Here is a 15,936-nt window from a genome sequence, read left to right on the forward strand (position 1 = left end):
TCTTGCTCCGTTGATGTGCCCGGGGCTCCGTGCGGAAGATCCACCGGGGCAGCGGGAAGAGTATTGCCCATGGCATGGGGTTCGTCGCCTGCGCAGCGCAGTGCGCCAGGATATTTTTTTCGCCTCAGGTCGCCCCGTTCAATCCTCATCTTCGTGCTGCAATTCGAACAGCAGCAGCGAACGGCCGGTGACCGAGTACTGGTGGTCGAACTCGAAGCGTTCCTGGCCACGGACCGAGGGCTGGTTGGTGTCGATCATGCAGGTCCAGAAACCGCCGTCCGGCACCGCAGGCAAGCAAAAGTTGACGATGTCATGGTGAGCGTTGACCACCAGCAACAACGTGGCATCCGCGCCTTTGCGGCGGATGCCGGTTTCCTGGGCGCGGCCGTCGAGCAGCATGCCCAGGCAGCGGCCATGGCCATCCTCCCACTGTTCGGTGCTCATCTCGCTGCCGTCCGGGGCGAGCCAGGTGACGTCCTTGACCCCGATGTCTTCGTTGTAGCTGCCCACCAGGAAACGCCCACGGCGCAGGATCGGGTAGGCCAGGCGCAGCTTGATCAGGCGCTTGACGAATTTGAGCAAGGCCTTGCCGTCGTCACTCAGGTCCCAGTTGATCCAGCCGATCTCGCTGTCCTGGCAGTAGGCGTTGTTGTTGCCGTGCTGGGTCCGGGCGAACTCGTCGCCGGCGACCAGCATCGGTGTGCCTTGGGCCAACAGCAGGGTGGCGAAGAAATTGCGCATTTGCCGTTGGCGCAGTTCGTTGATCTGGGGATCATCGCTGGGGCCTTCGACGCCATGGTTCCAGGACAGGTTGTTGTTGCTGCCATCCTGGTTGCCTTCGTCGTTGGCTTCATTGTGTTTGTCGTTGTAGGAGACCAGGTCGTTGAGGGTGAAGCCGTCGTGGGCGGTGATGAAATTCACCGAGGCGTACGGCCGGCGCCCGCGCTGGTTGAACATGTCGCCGGAGGCGGTCATGCGTCTGGCGAAGTCGGCCAACTGGCCGTCGTCGCCTTTCCAGAACGCGCGCACCGTGTCGCGAAAACGATCGTTCCATTCCACCCAGCCCGGCGGGAATCCCCCGACCTGGTAACCCCCTGGGCCGCAATCCCAGGGCTCGGCGATCAGCTTGACCTGGCGCAGCACCGGGTCCTGGCGGCAGGCCACGAGGAAGCTGTGGCGCTCGTCGAAACCATCGTGATAACGACCGAGGATGGTCGCCAGGTCGAAGCGGAATCCGTCGACGTGCATCTCGCTGGCCCAGTAGCGCAGGGAGTCGGTGACCATCTGCAGCACGCAGGGGTGGCTCAGGTCCAGGGTGTTGCCGGTCCCCGAGTCGTTGATGTAGAAACGCTTGTCGTCCGGCATCAGGCGGTAGTAGGAGGCGTTGTCGATCCCGCGCATGGACAGGGTCGGGCCCTGTTCGTTGCCTTCGGCGGTGTGGTTGTAGACCACGTCGAGAATCACCTCCAGATTGGCCTCGTGCAGGTGCGCGACCATTTCCTTGAACTCGGCGATCTTGCCGCTGGCCAGGTAGCGGGGGTCGGGGGCAAAAAAGGCGATGCTGTTATAGCCCCAGTAGTTGGTCATGCCTTTGTGCAGCAGGTGCTGGTCATTGACGAAGGCATGAATCGGCAACAGCTCCACCGACGATACCCCGAGCTTGCGAATGTGCTCCAGCAGATCATCGACCATCAGCCCGGCGAAGGTGCCGCGCACCGCCTCCGGCACCGCCGGGTGGCGCATGCTGATGCCGCGCACGTGAGTCTCATAAATGATGGTTTTGTCCCAGGGCACACTGACCCGGTGGTCGTGGCCCCAGGTGTGCGCCGGGTCGATCACCTTGCACTTGGGCACGAACGGCGCACTGTCACGCTTGTCGAAACTGAGGTCGGCGTCCGGGTGGCCGATGGTGTAGCCAAACAGGGCTTCGGACCATTTCAGTTGGCCGACCAGTTGCTTGGCATAGGGGTCGATCAGGAGTTTGTGATGATTGAAGCGATGACCGTTCTGCGGGTCGTACGGCCCATATACGCGATAGCCATAGATCAACCCCGGATGGGCATCGGGCAGGTAGCCGTGATAAATCTCGTCGGTGTATTCGGGCAGTTCGATGCGTTCGAGTTCGACTTCCCCGGCATCGTCGAAGATGCACAGTTCAACCTTGGTCGCGTTCGCCGAGAAGATCGCGAAGTTGACCCCCAGACCATCCCACGTCGCACCCAGCGGGAAGGGCAGGCCTTCACGAATCCGCGTGGTTTCCGCGGTGTGGGGGTGTGTTGCGGTGTTGTCGGGCGTGGTCATAAAAACTCCTGTAGCGCATTACCGGCGTCGGCTTGAGGTTGTCGTAGCTGCGGCAACTGCCGACCTGTAGCCGCTGCTACAGGTCGACAGCTGCTACGGGGCGGTTGCCGGTCAGCTCGCCGGCTTGCGCGGGGCGCGGGGCTTTTTCGCGGCGGTGCTCTTTTCCCCTGGCGGGGTGACGACCTGGGCGCCGCCGGCCTTGGCCTTCGCTGCGGGCGGGGCCTTGGCTTTTGGTGTTTTTACCGGCTTGGTCGGCGCCAGGGCTTCGGCTTCCGCCAGCTTGCGGGCCATCTCCCAGTGGCGTGCTTCCTGTCCTTCGGGTTTACCCTCGGACTCCCAGATCTGATAGGCAAATTCACGAACGCGTTTGTCATCGGTACTCATCGCAATGCTCCTGAGTTGAACTCAAGTCTGGATAAACAGATTGACCGGGAAGTCCCCCAGCGCAGTGCTGATCAGCAGCTCTGTCTGGTGTGTGACTTGCACCGTGGAAAAAAGTCCCTTCAGTTTTCCCCCGCGAGGGGTGAACGGTAAGGTGACCCGTGTATCGCCCCACTGCTGGGCAGGAACCAGGGGCGTGGCACTGCTTTCCAGCAGCGCGGCAACCCGCACCGGCACCAGCACAATCGCCCAGTGGCCGTGGTGCTCGCGCGCAAACGCCAGCACCTGTTGCGCCTGACTGCCTTGCACCGGCAAGGGCAGGTAGCGCCCTTCACGGAACAGTTGGGCATGCCCGGCGCGGACTGCCAGGGTGCGGGTGATCAAGACCTGCTTGATGCGCCCGTCCTGCCAGGTGTCGAGCAACCGGCGTGGATCTGGCCCGTGGTCCAGCGCCTGCATCCGTGCCAGGAAATCCACTGGCCGCCGGTTATCCGGGTCCACCAGGCTGAAATCCCAGAATTCATTGCCCTGGTACAGGTCCGGGATCCCTGGCACGGTCATGCGCAGCAAGGTTTGCGCCAATCCGTTGAGGGCGCCGCCGCAGGCAATCAGCGCGACGGCGTCGGCGATACGGCTGCGCAACACCCGCCCCTCGGGGGCGAGCAGCAGGCGCTCGGTAAAATCCCGGGCGCACTGCTCGTAAGCGTCGTTGGTGGCACTCCAGCTGCTGTGCAGCTTGGCTTCGCGCAGGGCTTTTTGTTGCCACTGCCACAGGCGCTCAAAATAATGGCTCAGCGCAGGCAGGTCGTCGCAGCGTAAACCCAGCGGCCAACTGCCGAGCAGGGCCTGGTAGAGGATCAGTTCATCACCGGCGGCCGGCGCCTGGGCGTCGTTGCGCAAACCCCCGGCCAGGGCCCGCCAGGCGTCGACCTGCTGCACATACCAGGCGCTGCGCTCGCTGAGCACGGCCAACCGCGCCCGACTGTCCTCGCCGCGCTTGTGGTCATGGGTGGCGCTGGCCAGCAGGTTGTCCGGGAAGGTTGCCAGACGCTGGATGCAGGCGGCGTGGAAATCGGCAAAGGGCGCACTGAACTGCTCGGTATCAAAGCCGACATCGTTACGCGACAGCAGCACGCCCGAACGATAGAGCGCGGTGTCTTCCACGGCCTTGGCCGCCGCCGGTGACGTCAGTTGCTGGAACCGCACGCAGGCGTGCTTGAGGCGCTTGCGCTGACGCCCCAGCGGACGCTCGCGCCAGGGTTGGCTGCCCAGCCACAGGGCGATGCTGTCGAGCACCGGCCAGTCGGCTTCGCCCAGGGTCTGCCGGGCACCGTCCATGGCCTGCTGGAAAAACACCTGGTCTTCGGCCGAGCGCCCACGGGGGCTGATGTAGGTGCGGTACACCGGGAAGTGCACGATCAGTTCCTGCAGCGCCCGGCGGATGGCGCCGAGGGTCAGGTCGCGGCTCATCACGTCATCGCGGGCCACCTGTAGCAGGGCCTGGGCGACACTTTCAAAATCGCCGGCCAGCGAGCCGTTGAGAATCTGCTGGCGGGCCAGTCGCGCTTCTTCGATGAAGGCCGATGGACGTTCGCTGTGCCGTTGCCACAGCTCGCCCAGGGCTAACGCGCCTTGTGGGTCGTGCTGCAGCAGCGACAGTTGATTCATGAACTCATAGCCGGTGGTGCCATCGACCCGCCAGTCGCGCCGCAGGGATTCCCCGGGGCCGAGGATCTTTTCCACGTAGATCGGAATGTGCCGTGACGGTACCAGGGCGTCGACCCGGCGCCGCAGTTTGCGGCAGTAACCCCGCGGGTCGGCGAGTCCGTCGATGTGGTCGATGCGCAAGCCGTCCACCAGGCCTGCGGCCAGCAACTCGAAGATTTTGCCGTGGGTGGCGTCGAACACCGCTGGGCGCTCGACCCGCAGGCCGCCCAGTTCATTGACGTCGAAGAAGCGCCGCCAATTAATGTCGTCCGCCGCCGTGCGCCAACTGGCCAGGCGATAACTCTGGCGTTCCAGCAAGTTGTGCAGGCGGGTGAAACCCTCGGGCTGGCGACCGTCATGCAGGGTCAGGTTGCGTTCGATGCAACGGCCGACGGCAGGCTCCCCGGCCAGCTCCGCCAAGGCCCGTTGCAACGGGCCGGCCAGCGCATGGGCGTCGGTCTGGTAGTGCAGGTGGGTAAAACCCTCGGCGAGGGTTTTCAGCGAGGCGTGGTGCTCGACGCTCAGGTGCTCGTCCGGCATCAGCAGTGTTGCATAGTCACTGGGACAGATCGGGAAGTGGTGCTCGTAGTGCTCGGCATAAAATCGCCCCCGCACCGAGTCAAAGCGCAGTGCCAGGCTGCCGTCCAGCAAGGTGCTGCCATAGTCGCTGCCCAGGAACGGCAGGAGCAATTGGCCTTCGAGCAGCGGGTCGGGCGAGTGCCATTGGATATCGAAGAACTCGCCATAGGGGCTCAGTCGTCCCCACTCCAGCAGGTCGAGCCACCAGGGATTATCGGCGCCACCGACGGCCATGTGATTGGACACGACGTCGAGGATCAGGCCCATGTCGTGGCCGCGCAGGGCCTTGACCAGGCGCCGTAGCGCCGCTTCGCCACCCAGTTGCGGATTGACTTGGCTGGGGTCGACCACATCATAGCCGTGCATCGAGCCGCTGCGGGCACTGAGCAGCGGCGAGGCATATAGATGGCTGATGCCGAGGCGGGCGAAATACGGCACCAGCGGCACCGCGTCATCCAGGGTGAAACCCTGATGAAACTGCAGCCTGACGGTGGCCCGCAGGCTGCTCATCGATCACGCTCGCTGGCTTGCAGGCGTGCGCAGGCGAGCATTTCCAGGCGCCGTGCGGCGTCGGCATCGTCCAGCAGTTGTTTACTCTCGCCAAGCAAGCGCCGCCGCCAGTTGGGGTGGGTGTCGACGGTGCCCGGCAGATTGGGTTGTTCATCCAGGCCCAGGGCGTCCTCTAGCGGCAGCAACACCAGCGGCGCCCGGGTATGGCCGAGAAATCGCACGCTGGCGTCGAGCACTTGATCGGTCTCGTGCTGTTCTTCGCGAAAGTTCTGCGGGTCCTGACTCAAGGCGCTGCGCAGGCTGTCACGTTCGCGTTGGCGGTGGGCGCGCCAATGGGTTTCGTCGTCGCTGGTCACCAGCCCGAGGCGGGCGTTCCATTCGATATCACGTCCATGCCACCAGCCATTGAGCGTAGGCAGGTCGTGGGTGCTGGTGGTGGCCAGGGCGTTATCGGGCCAGTCGAGAATCGGCCGAAAGCGCGTGCTGTGATCCTGTTCGAACAGCAACACGCGCATGCCGAGGATCGAGCGGGCAATGAGTTTTTCCCGCAGGCCTTCGGGCACGGTGCCGAGGTCTTCGCCGAGAACGATTGCCTGATGCCGGTGCGACTCCAGTGTCAGCAGGCGCAGCAGGTCGTCCACCGGGTAGTACAGGTAGGCGCCGTCACAGGGCGGCGCGCCGAGGGGGATGACCCACAGCCGTTGCAGGCCCATCACATGGTCGATGCGCAAACCGCCGGCGTGGGCGAAATTGGCCCGCAGCATTTCGATGAAGGCGCGAAAGCCGTTGCGTATCAGGCCTTCGGGCGAAAACGCGGAGATCCCCCAGCCCTGGCCTGCACGGTTGAGAATGTCCGGTGGCGCGCCGACGGTGAGCGAGGCCAGCAGTTCGTCCTGGCGACTCCAGGCCTGGCTGCCGCCGCCGTCCGCCCCGACCGCCAGGTCGGCGATCAGGCCGATTCCCATGCCGCTGCTGCGGGCGACGTTTTGCGCACGCTGCAGGCAGCGTGCGATCAGCCATTGGCAGAAGGCGTAGAAACTGATGCGCTCGGCATGCTGCTCGGCAAAAGCCGCCAGCTCCGGGCTGCGCGGGTCGCGCCAGGGCTCGGGCCAGTGGCGCCAGTCCAGGCTTTCGCCACGGGCGGCGCAGGCCTCTTGCAGGGCTTCGAAACGGCAGTGGTTTTCCAGGGCTTCGCCGCCGCTGTGGCAAAAGCTGCTGAAGTCGGCGTGCAGCGGGTGATCGCCGTGGGCAAATCCTTCGTAGAGGGCCTGGTACAGTTTCTGTTTGGCCTGGGCGGCGGCGGGCCAGTCCACCAGGGGCTGGCTTTCCAGCTGGGCCAGCTCGTCGGCCAGCTCCGTGGCCTCGATGGCCATGCGCAGGGCGCGTTCGCCAAGGATCTCGCCGGGTGCGGCATACAGGCTGTTGAGGAACAGCCGGCTGGACGGCGAGTAGGGGCTGAAGCGCTGGGTGTCGCAACTGAACATCGCGTGCATCGGGCTGATGGCCAGCGCTTGGGCGCCGCGTTCGCCGGCAACCCGAGCCAGTTCCTCGAGGGCCTGGGTGTCACCCACACCGCCGTCGCCCGGGCGGCGCAAGGCGTACAACTGGACGCTCAGGCCCCAGGCTCGCGGCGTGTCGCTGTCCACGGCCGAGGCGACGCTGTGGCAGTGCAGGGGCGCCACGGCCAGGGTGAAGTCGCGGTCGGCGATGCGGACTTGCTGGTAGCCCACCGGGATCAGCCCCGGCAACCGCGCCTCGTCGTCGAGTGTCAGGTTGAGAGTGGCGCCGTCTTCCAGATGAATCTCGCAGGGGGTGAGTGGCTCGAAATAGCGTGCCAGGTCGAGCCCGGCACCGACATCCACGGTCAACAGCGGGGGCAACTGGCTGCGATCCTGGCTGTGCTGCACTTGCAACAAGCTGGCGTCGATTTCCTGGGCGCTGCCGGCCGGGTGCCCGAGGCCGTTGAGGACCGCACGCAGGACTGCCGGTGCAACTTTTTGCGGGCGCCCGTTGGCGTCGATCCAGTCCACGGCCAGGCCGGCCCGGCTGGCGAGAATTTCCAGTTGCGCATCGCTCATAGGCGCTCTCCTGCAGAGGGTAGCTTGGATGCCGCTGCCGTCAGGCTGACCAGCGCGCAGTAGGGAGCCAGGGTGCCTTGCTGTAACCGGGTGCACGCTTGTGGCGGGTACTCGAACAGCAGTTGGGCCTGGGCTTGCGGTATATGGGCAACAGCGTTGGCGCTGAGGTTCAACTCAATGTGCAGCAGGCTGCCGTCTCCCAATTGCCAGCGGGCGCTGATCGCCCCCTCGGCGAGCACCGAAACACCCAGGGCGTGGGCGCCGGGCAGGCGCGGGATGATGTCCCGGTGGCGAATCAGCAGCAGTTGCCGGTAGAGCGCCTGGGTGTTGTGGCGTATGCCGTAATCCCCGGGGGTGAGGTTGGGGCGCGAGTCTTCGAAGGTCTGTGGGGCATTGGGGTCGGGAATGCGCGCCCGGCTCTGGGTATCGGTAAAGGCCTTAAAGCAGGCGAATTCATTGCGTCGTCCTTCGCGTACCCGCTGTGCGAGGTCGCCCTGATGGCTGGTAAAAAACAGGAAGGGTTGATCGGCGGCCACTTCGTCGCCCATGAACAGCAGGGGAATCATGGGCGACAATAACAACAGCACCGTGGCGGCGTGCAGGGCTTGGGGCGGGCACAACTGGTGCAGGCGTTCGCCAAAGGCGCGATTGCCGATCTGGTCATGGTTCTGCAGGAATAGCACAAACGCACTGGGGGGCAGGTGACCGCTAGGTTCGCCGCGGGGTTCGCCATGGCGATTGGTGTGGCCCTGGTAGACAAACCCCTGGCTCAGGCAACGGGCCAGTTGCTCGGTGGGGTTGTGGGCAAAGTCGGCGTAGTAGGCATCGGTTTCCCCGGTCAGCAGGACGTGCAGGGCATTGTGCCCGTCGTCGTTCCATTGGGCGTCGAAGCGCTGTTCCAGCAGGCTGGCCTGGTTGTGCTCGTTCTCCACGGTGAGCCACACATGCCGTGCCGGATCGATCTGCTGGTGGACGCGGGTCGCCAGTTCCTGGAGAAAGTCCGGGTCGTCGATGGCGTGCACGGCGTCCAGGCGCAGGCCGTCGAAGCGGTACTCGAGCAACCACATCAGGGCGTTGTCGATAAAGAAGTCACGCACTTCGCGGCGCCGGAAGTCGATGGCGGCGCCCCAGGGCGTGTGCCGGTCTTCGCGAAAGAAGCTCTTGGCGTAATGGTGCAGGTAATTGCCGTCCGGCCCGAAGTGGTTGTAGACCACGTCGATGATCACCGCCAGACCCAGGCCGTGGGCGCAATCGATCAGTTGTTTAAGGGCTTCGGGCGAGCCATAGGACGATTGCGGGGCATAGGGAAGTACGCCGTCATAGCCCCAATTGCGCTCGCCGGGAAACTGCGCCAGGGGCATCAACTCGATCGCCGTGATGCCCAGGTCCACCAGGCGCGGCAACTGGCGCTGGAGTTCGGCGAACCCGCCGAGCAGGCCGACGTGCAACTCGTAGATCACCGCTTCATGCCAGGGTCGGCCCTGCCAGGCTGGGTGTTGCCAGCAGTAGGCGAGCGGGTCGACCACCACGCTGGCCGACTCCGGCCCTGCCACCTGGGCGCGTGAGGCGGGGTCGGGGACGTCGTGTTCGCCATCGATGTTAAAGCGGTAACGGGTACCGGCCGCACAGCGGGTCTTGAGGACAAACCAGCCATCGGCCTGGGGCAACAGGGGCAGCGACGGCCCATCGTCCAGCTCGACACTCACATAAAGTGCATCGGGTGCCCACAGCGCAAACCGGGTGTGTTGCGCATCCAGCATGACAGCGCCGTGGGGCCAGGTTTCCATAGTCCGTAACGGCATGCACAGTTCCCTCTTATAACTTGACCGATTTCCCCAGCGCCTTGGCCACCAGTTGTTCGTAGAGTTCAGCGTAGGGTTCGACGGCCTTGCACCAGTTGAACGGTGCGGCCATGGCCCGGCAGCGCATGGCATTGAGCAGGGCAGGGAAGGCAAAGACCTTGAAGGCCCGGCTCAGTGCCTCTTCGTAGCTGACCACGGTGGATTCGTCGAACAGAAAGCCGGTGACGCCATTTTCGATGGTGTCGGCCAGGCCCCCGGTGTTACGCGCCACCGGCAAGGAGCCAAAGCGCTGGGCGTACATCTGGCTCAGGCCGCAGGGCTCATAGCGCGAGGGCATCAGCAGGAAGTCACTGCCGGCGAACATGCGCCGCGCGTCGGTTTCATTGAAGCCGATGCGCACACCGATCTGCCCCGGGAAGCGCAGGGCCAGGTTGCGCATGGCTTGTTCTTCCTCTGGCTCGCCGCGACCAATGATTGCGATCTGCCCGCCGGATTTGACGATGTACTCGGCCACCCCTTCGGTCAGGTCCAGGCCTTTCTGGTAGACCAGGCGCGAGACCACGGCGAACAGCGGGCCCTCGCTGTCCTGCAGGCCGAACAGCTCGCGGACCTGGGCGGCGTTGGCAGCCTTGCCGTCCCAGTCGCCGATGGTGAAGGGGCAGGACAGGTGCGGGTCGGTGGCCGCGTCCCAGCTTTCGTCGATGCCGTTGGGGATGCCACTGAGCAGGCCCTGTTGGGTCTTGCTGGCCAGAAAACCGTCCAGGCCACAGCCAAAGGCCGGGGTGGTGATTTCCTGGGCGTAGGTCGCGCTGACCGTGGTGATGTGGCTGGAATAGGCCATGCCGGCCTTGAGAAAGGACAGCTTGCCGTAGAACTCCATGCCTTCTTGTTGCAGGGCGTGTTCGGGAATGCCCAGTTCCGGGCACGAGGCCAGGCTGACGACGCCCTGGTAGGCGAGGTTGTGGATGGTGAACAGGGTCGGGGTGCGCTGCCCACGCCAGTGCATGTAGGCCGGCGCCAGGCCGGCGGGCCAGTCGTGGGCGTGCACCAGGTCCGGGCACCAGTGGATTTGCGCCAGGTTGGCGGCAATGTCGGCGGCGGCCAGGCCCAGGCGGGCGAACCGGATGTGGTTGTCGGGCCAGTCACGGCCATTGTTGGCGCCGTAGGGCGAGCCTTCGCGCTCGTACAGTTCGGGGCAGATCAAGACGTAGATCACCAGCCCGTCGGGCATGTCCATGCGTCCGATCTTGCACGGCGGCAGGGCCGCATGGCCGCCCAGTTCCCCGATGATGTGGATCGGGTTGTCGCTGTGCATCACTTGCGGGTACCCGGGGATCAGTACCCGGACGTCGTGCAGGTGGGCCATGGCCCGGGGCAGTGCGGCAGAGACATCACCCAGGCCACCGGTCTTGACCAGGTCGGCGATTTCCGACGTCACGAACAGGACTTTCTTTTTGTTCGGATTCTGACGTGGAGTGGGCAGTACCGTCTTTGCACCGGGGGCCAGGATCGCCAGCGACGTCGACTCGCCGATGGCCTGCTGAGTACGCTCTCCCTGGATTTCTAAAGCGGCACCGTTCATGTGTTTCTCCCGTTTTATTGATCTGTTTCAGCTATCTCACCGGTACTGCAGCGGCCCATTTCTCTGGCCAGGCGCGAAAGCGCCACCCGATGCGTTGAAGCTCCAAGGCTGTTGAGAACATTGCAAGGATTGCACCAGCGGCCGTGACCCCTCTAATCACCTGACCTGTTGCTATAGCGGAAAGTTTCGAGTTTTTCTCCGTTATATGACCCGACGGTCGGGCCCCGCGAAATGCAGTCTAGGCCAGAACCTAGAGCGGGGTAGGTGGGTTTTCGGATTGTTCGACAATCGGTTTGGATGAGGAGAAGACAACCGGAAAATTGTGACAATTGCACCGACGAAGGGCGGTTTTTCAGCGGTGGGTGGACAAAAAGAGGCAGGGGATGGCTGTCTGTGGAGCGAAGGGTTGCAGGCATTTGCACCAAATAAGTGCGCGACATGGTGGGTGTTGGCCTGGGATGCACGCGTCATCGTTGAAGAGCATCGCCGGCAGGCCGGCCCACAGTAAATCTGGTTGCCCGCACATTTTGCATACGACCACCAGACCTGTGGGAGCGGGCAAGCGGAGCGCCGCCCGGCCCGCTCCCACAGAAATACTCCAGCCAGAAAAAACAGGCCGACCGGCAGGTCGCCGTGCTCTGGCTCTTGATCTTGATCCACCCGCCCCATCGGCAGGCTGAGCGAAGGTGTCCATCTGGGGGGAGGCGCGTAGCGCCGTGCGGCGAAGCCGCATACATCGAAAGGAGGTGCAGCGAAGCAAACCGGAGGCGATGCCCCCGGATGGGCACCGTAGCGAAGGAACCCCGAGCCCCAGCGAGGGGCCGTACGTCAGGGGTAAGAGCCCTTGGTTACTTGGGGCTCTTCCAAGTGACCCGCCGTAAGGGCGGAACCCTAAGCCGCCATCACAGCAGCAACGGATATGCCCACAAACCCAGGATCAAAAATCCCAACCCCTGGCACCCCCCCACAGACCCTCAGCACCATAGAGGCCTTGAGTGAGTTGGTGCTTGAGGGCTTCCCCTCAACCATAGAATCTCCCACAGGGTTTGTTGTATTCGGGGGAATAGGTCAGCCCTGCCAGCCGAGCGTGGCCAGGGCCAGTACGCCGTACCGGGCGCCTTTGGCCAGGGTCACGATCAGCAGGAAACGCCCGAGCGGCTCGCGCATGACGCCGGCCACCAGGGTCAAGGGATCGCCGATCACCGGCAACCAGCTCAGCAGCAGCGACCAGTGGCCGTAGCGCTGATAATGCCGGCGGGCCCTGTCCAGGTGGACCGGGCTGACGGGGAACCAGCGGCGCTCCTTGAAGCGTTCGATGCCGCGGCCCAGCCACCAATTGACCAGCGATCCGAGGACATTGCCCAGGGTCGCGACGGCGAGCAGCAGCCACAGCCAGTACTGGCCGTTGAGCAGCAGGCCCACCAGGACCGCCTCGGACTGCAAGGGCAATAGCGTGGCGGCACCGAATGCCGCCGCAAACAGTCCGAGGTACGCCAGCAGCACTACTTGGCCGGGTAGTCGGCGATCACCGTTTGACTGCCATCCCTGGACACACCGATCACCTGGTAGGGGTCGACGGTGTCGCCCATTTCCATGCCCGGCGAGCCGGTGACCATGCCCGGTACGGCCATGCCCAGCAAGTCGTCACGCTTGGCCAGGGCCAGCACCTGTTCGGCCGGGACATGGCCTTCGACAAACTTGCCGTTGATCAGCGCGGTATGACAGGAGGCCAAGCGCGGCGCCACACCCAGGCGCTGCTTGACCTCGCTCATGTTGGTTTCGACGTGGTCGGTGACGCTGAAGCCGTTGTCTTGCAGGTGGCTGATCCAGGCTTTGCAGCAACCACAGTTGGCGTCGCGGTGGACGTCGATCGGGATCAGTTCGGCCGCCAGGGCCTGGGTGCTGATGAACAGGGCGCCCAGGGCGGCCAGGCGAAGTGCTGTGATGTGCATGGGAAGTCTCTTGGTCGATCGTTGCGTTGATGGGCTCAGAACCAGAGCCGCACGCCGGCGACGAAGCGCGTTTGGCTGCGCTGTTCGCCATCCTCGCCAGTGTAGTCGGCGGTGTTGCCATAGGTGCTGCTCCAGGTCACGCCAATGTAAGGGGCGAGCTCGGGGACGATTTCATAACGCAGGCGCACACCGGCTTCGGTGTTGGCCAACCCTGCGCCAATCTGCCGTTGGGGGTCGTTGCGGCTGTACAGGTTCAGCTCGGCGCTGGGTTGCAGGATCAGCCGGTTGCTCAGCAGAATGTCGTATTCGCCTTCCAGGCGGAGGGCATTTTGCCCCTTTTCACCGACGAAGAACGTGGCTTGTGTTTCAAAGTTATACAGGGCCATGCCTTGCACTCCAAGCGCGGCCCAGGTCTGCGGCGAGCCGGGTTTGAAGTCCTGGCGCAGGCCGGCGACCAAGTCCCACCAGGGACCGATGGCGTGACCCCACAGCGCCTGCACTTCGGCTTTTTCGGTATGGCCATTGTTGCGTTCGCCCTCGGTGCGCAGCCACAGCCGGTCGATGTCACCGCCCACCCAGCCACTCATATCCCAGGCCAGAGCGCTGCCGTCGTCGGCATCCTGGTACTCCAACTGGTCGATTAACCAGAAACCATTGAGCGTCTTGTCGTGAACCCCATGGCCATTGACCGCCGGGAAGGCCGCCCGGCGGTCAGCGTCGGTCAGCACGGGAATTGGCGTGCGGCTCTGCAGCGTGGGCATCTGGCTGTGGTCCATGGCCGGCATCGCGCCATGGCCCATGGCCGCGTGGTCAAGGGTTTCTACCGCCTGGGTCGGGCTCAGGTAAACGCCGCAAAGGGCGGTCAGCAGCAGGCGAATGTTCATGTCGGGCTCCCCGGTTCATCGACGCGCACTTCACGGAACATGCCCATCTCCATGTGCAGCAGCAGGTGGCAGTGATAGGCCCAGCGGCCCAGGGCGTCGGCGGTTACTCGATAACTGCGGCGGGTGCCGGGCGGCATGTCGATGGTGTGCTTGCGTACCTGGAAGCGCCCGTGCTCGTCCTCCAGATCACTCCATAGGCCGTGCAGGTGAATGGGGTGGGTCATCATCGTGTCGTTGACCAGGGTGATGCGCAGGCGCTCACCGTAGGTCAGGCGCAGGGGGTGGGCATCGCTGAACTTGATGCCGTCGAATGACCAGGCGAAGCGCTCCATGTGGCCGGTCAGGTGCAGCTCGAGCGTGCGCGAGGGCTCCCGCCCGTCGGGGTCGGCGAAGGTGCTCTTGAGGTCGGCGTAGGTCAATACCCGGCGGCCGTTGTCGCGCAGGCCGATGCCCGGGTCGGCGAGTTTGGCGCTGGGGCGTAGGGTCTGCATGTCCACCAGCGGGTTGGCGGTTTCCGAAGCCGGGTGCGTTTGCAGCGGGGCGGCCATGCCGGGCATGTTGCTGTGATCCATGCCGGTCATCTGGCTGTGGTCCATGGCCGGCATGTCCGCCATGCTGCCGTGGTCCATGCCCATGTCGGCCATGCTCATTAACGGGCGCGGGTCAGGCGGCGGTACCTCGGCGCTGAGCCCCGGGCGCGTGGCGAGTGTGCCGCGGGCATAACCACTGCGGTCCATCGACTGGGCGAACAGGGTGTAGGCGCGGGCGCCGGTGGGCTGGACGATGACGTCGTAGGTCTCGGCGACGGCGATACGCAACTCGTCGATGGTGACCGGCTGCACGTACTGGCCGTCGGCAGCGACCACGGTCATCTGCAAACCGGGAATGCGAAAGTCGAAGTAGCTCATGGCCGAGCCATTGATCAGTCGCAGGCGCAGCTTTTCCCCTGGCTGGAACAGGGCTGTCCAGTTGGTTTGTGGCGTCTGACCGTTCATCAGGTAGTGGTAGGTTTCACCGCTGACGTCTGCCAGGTCGGTGGGACTCATGTTCATTTCGGCCCACATGGTGCGGTCCGCCACCGTGGCCGCCCAGCCGTTGCGGCTGACGTCGGCAATGAAGTCGCCGACCGTGCGCTGGTGCCGGTTGTAGTAGTCGGACTTCTTTTTCAGGGTGCGCATCAAGTGTTCTGGGTCCTGGTCGCTCCAGTCGCTGAGCATCACCACGTAGTCCCGGTCGTAGGCGAACGGTTCGGGTTCGCGAGCGTCGATCACCAACGGGCCGTAGACACCGGCCTGTTCCTGCAGGCCGGAATGGCTGTGGTACCAGTAGGTGCCGTTCTGCTTCAGGGTGAATTGATATTCGTACAGGCCATCGGGGGCAATACCATGGAAACTCAGGCCGGGCACACCGTCCATGTTGGCGGGCAGGATAATTCCATGCCAGTGGATCGAGGTGTCCTGCTTGAGCCGGTTGTGCACGCGCAAGGTCACCGTGTCGCCCTCGCGCCAGCGCAGCAAGGGACCCGGAATGCCGCCGTTGATGGTCATGGCGGTGAGTGGGTTGCCACTGAAATTGACCGGCGATTCGCCGATCCACAGGTCGAAGCGGCTACCGGTCAGGGTCGAGGAGGGGGGCTCTGCGGTCACGGCCCAGGTGGTTGGGCGCCACAGGCCGGTGCCCGCCAGGACAGTGCCGGCGGCCAGGCTTTTGAGTAAAGAGCGTCGCGAGGGTGTTGAAGGCATAAAAAATTCCCGTCAATCCTGAAGCGTCAGGTTTGGCAGGACCTTAAACGGCCCGCGCTGTCAGTAAACTGAGGCGCGGATTACCGATTTGTCAGTTGCGTGGCGCGCCCGGCGAAACCTCTTGGGTGTACCATGTGGCCCGCGTGCCGGGAGCCCCCTGAGCAGGGATGCTCCCGGCCCGCTGCAGGACTCACACATTCACAGGTTCAGGAACCCGCAATGACCCAGTCGCAACGTTTGAAATACTCGATTCTGATTTCCCTGGTGGTCCTGGCGATCATGCTGGGGCTGTCGTATCTGCAAAATGCCGGGATCATCAGCGAAACGCTGTTCCAGTACGTCGCCATTGGCGTGGCCGTGGCGGTGGTGGTGATCAACGGCGTGATGCGGCGCAAGGTCAAGCCCTGAGCGAGGTGGG

The 15,936-nt window shown here is 64.2% G+C and carries 11 protein-coding genes; 1 reads left to right on the forward strand and 10 read right to left on the reverse strand.

From position 1 onward, the window contains the following. Positions 1–138: 138 nt before the first annotated feature. From glgX to AACY45_RS19510, 10 genes are all read right to left on the reverse strand, one after another. Complete coding sequence (gene glgX, locus AACY45_RS19465) at positions 139–2,301, reverse strand: glycogen debranching protein GlgX (protein WP_339546960.1); 2,163 nt, start codon at positions 2,299–2,301, stop codon at positions 139–141. A 111-nt stretch (positions 2,302–2,412) separates the two neighbouring features. After that, positions 2,413–2,685 carry a DUF2934 domain-containing protein gene (locus AACY45_RS19470; protein WP_339546962.1) on the reverse strand — a complete coding sequence of 91 codons (273 nt, stop codon included), beginning with the start codon at positions 2,683–2,685 and terminating at the stop codon, positions 2,413–2,415. A gap of 21 nt (positions 2,686–2,706) precedes the next feature. Further along, positions 2,707–5,478: a malto-oligosyltrehalose synthase gene (locus AACY45_RS19475; protein ID WP_339546963.1), complete on the reverse strand. Its 2,772-nt coding sequence runs from the start codon at positions 5,476–5,478 to the stop codon at positions 2,707–2,709. Beyond that, complete coding sequence (malQ, locus tag AACY45_RS19480) at positions 5,475–7,556, reverse strand: 4-alpha-glucanotransferase (RefSeq protein WP_339546964.1); 2,082 nt, start codon at positions 7,554–7,556, stop codon at positions 5,475–5,477. The genes AACY45_RS19475 and malQ overlap by 4 nt, the downstream gene beginning before the upstream one ends. Beyond that, positions 7,553–9,358 (reverse strand): malto-oligosyltrehalose trehalohydrolase, encoded by a 1,806-nt coding sequence (gene treZ, locus AACY45_RS19485; protein WP_339546965.1) that lies wholly within the window; start codon positions 9,356–9,358, stop codon positions 7,553–7,555. Before treZ ends, malQ begins: the two co-directional genes overlap by 4 nt. 13 nt (positions 9,359–9,371) lie before the next feature. After that, positions 9,372–10,940, reverse strand: a complete 1,569-nt coding sequence (gene glgA / locus AACY45_RS19490) for a glycogen synthase GlgA (RefSeq protein WP_339546966.1) — start codon at positions 10,938–10,940, stop codon at positions 9,372–9,374. 1,068 nt (positions 10,941–12,008) lie between these two features. Beyond that, complete coding sequence (locus tag AACY45_RS19495; RefSeq protein ID WP_339546967.1) at positions 12,009–12,443, reverse strand: YqaA family protein; 435 nt, start codon at positions 12,441–12,443, stop codon at positions 12,009–12,011. Beyond that, on the reverse strand, positions 12,443–12,892 hold the full coding sequence (locus AACY45_RS19500) for a DUF411 domain-containing protein (RefSeq protein WP_339546968.1): 450 nt from the start codon (positions 12,890–12,892) through the stop codon (positions 12,443–12,445). The genes AACY45_RS19495 and AACY45_RS19500 overlap by 1 nt, the downstream gene beginning before the upstream one ends. Before the next feature lie 35 nt (positions 12,893–12,927). Then, on the reverse strand, positions 12,928–13,776 hold the full coding sequence (locus tag AACY45_RS19505; RefSeq protein ID WP_339546969.1) for a copper resistance protein B: 849 nt from the start codon (positions 13,774–13,776) through the stop codon (positions 12,928–12,930). Continuing rightward, positions 13,773–15,518, reverse strand: coding sequence for a copper resistance system multicopper oxidase (locus AACY45_RS19510; protein WP_339546971.1), 1,746 nt, complete (start codon positions 15,516–15,518; stop codon positions 13,773–13,775). Before AACY45_RS19510 ends, AACY45_RS19505 begins: the two co-directional genes overlap by 4 nt. 219 nt (positions 15,519–15,737) lie before the next feature. Between AACY45_RS19510 and AACY45_RS19515 the strand changes: the two genes are divergently transcribed. After that, positions 15,738–15,926, forward strand: coding sequence for a hypothetical protein (locus AACY45_RS19515; protein ID WP_339546972.1), 189 nt, complete (start codon positions 15,738–15,740; stop codon positions 15,924–15,926). The last annotated feature ends 10 nt before the right edge of the window (positions 15,927–15,936 follow it).

Source organism: Pseudomonas sp. RA_35y_Pfl2_P32 (assembly GCF_963970735.1).
Taxonomy (GTDB): domain Bacteria; phylum Pseudomonadota; class Gammaproteobacteria; order Pseudomonadales; family Pseudomonadaceae; genus Aquipseudomonas.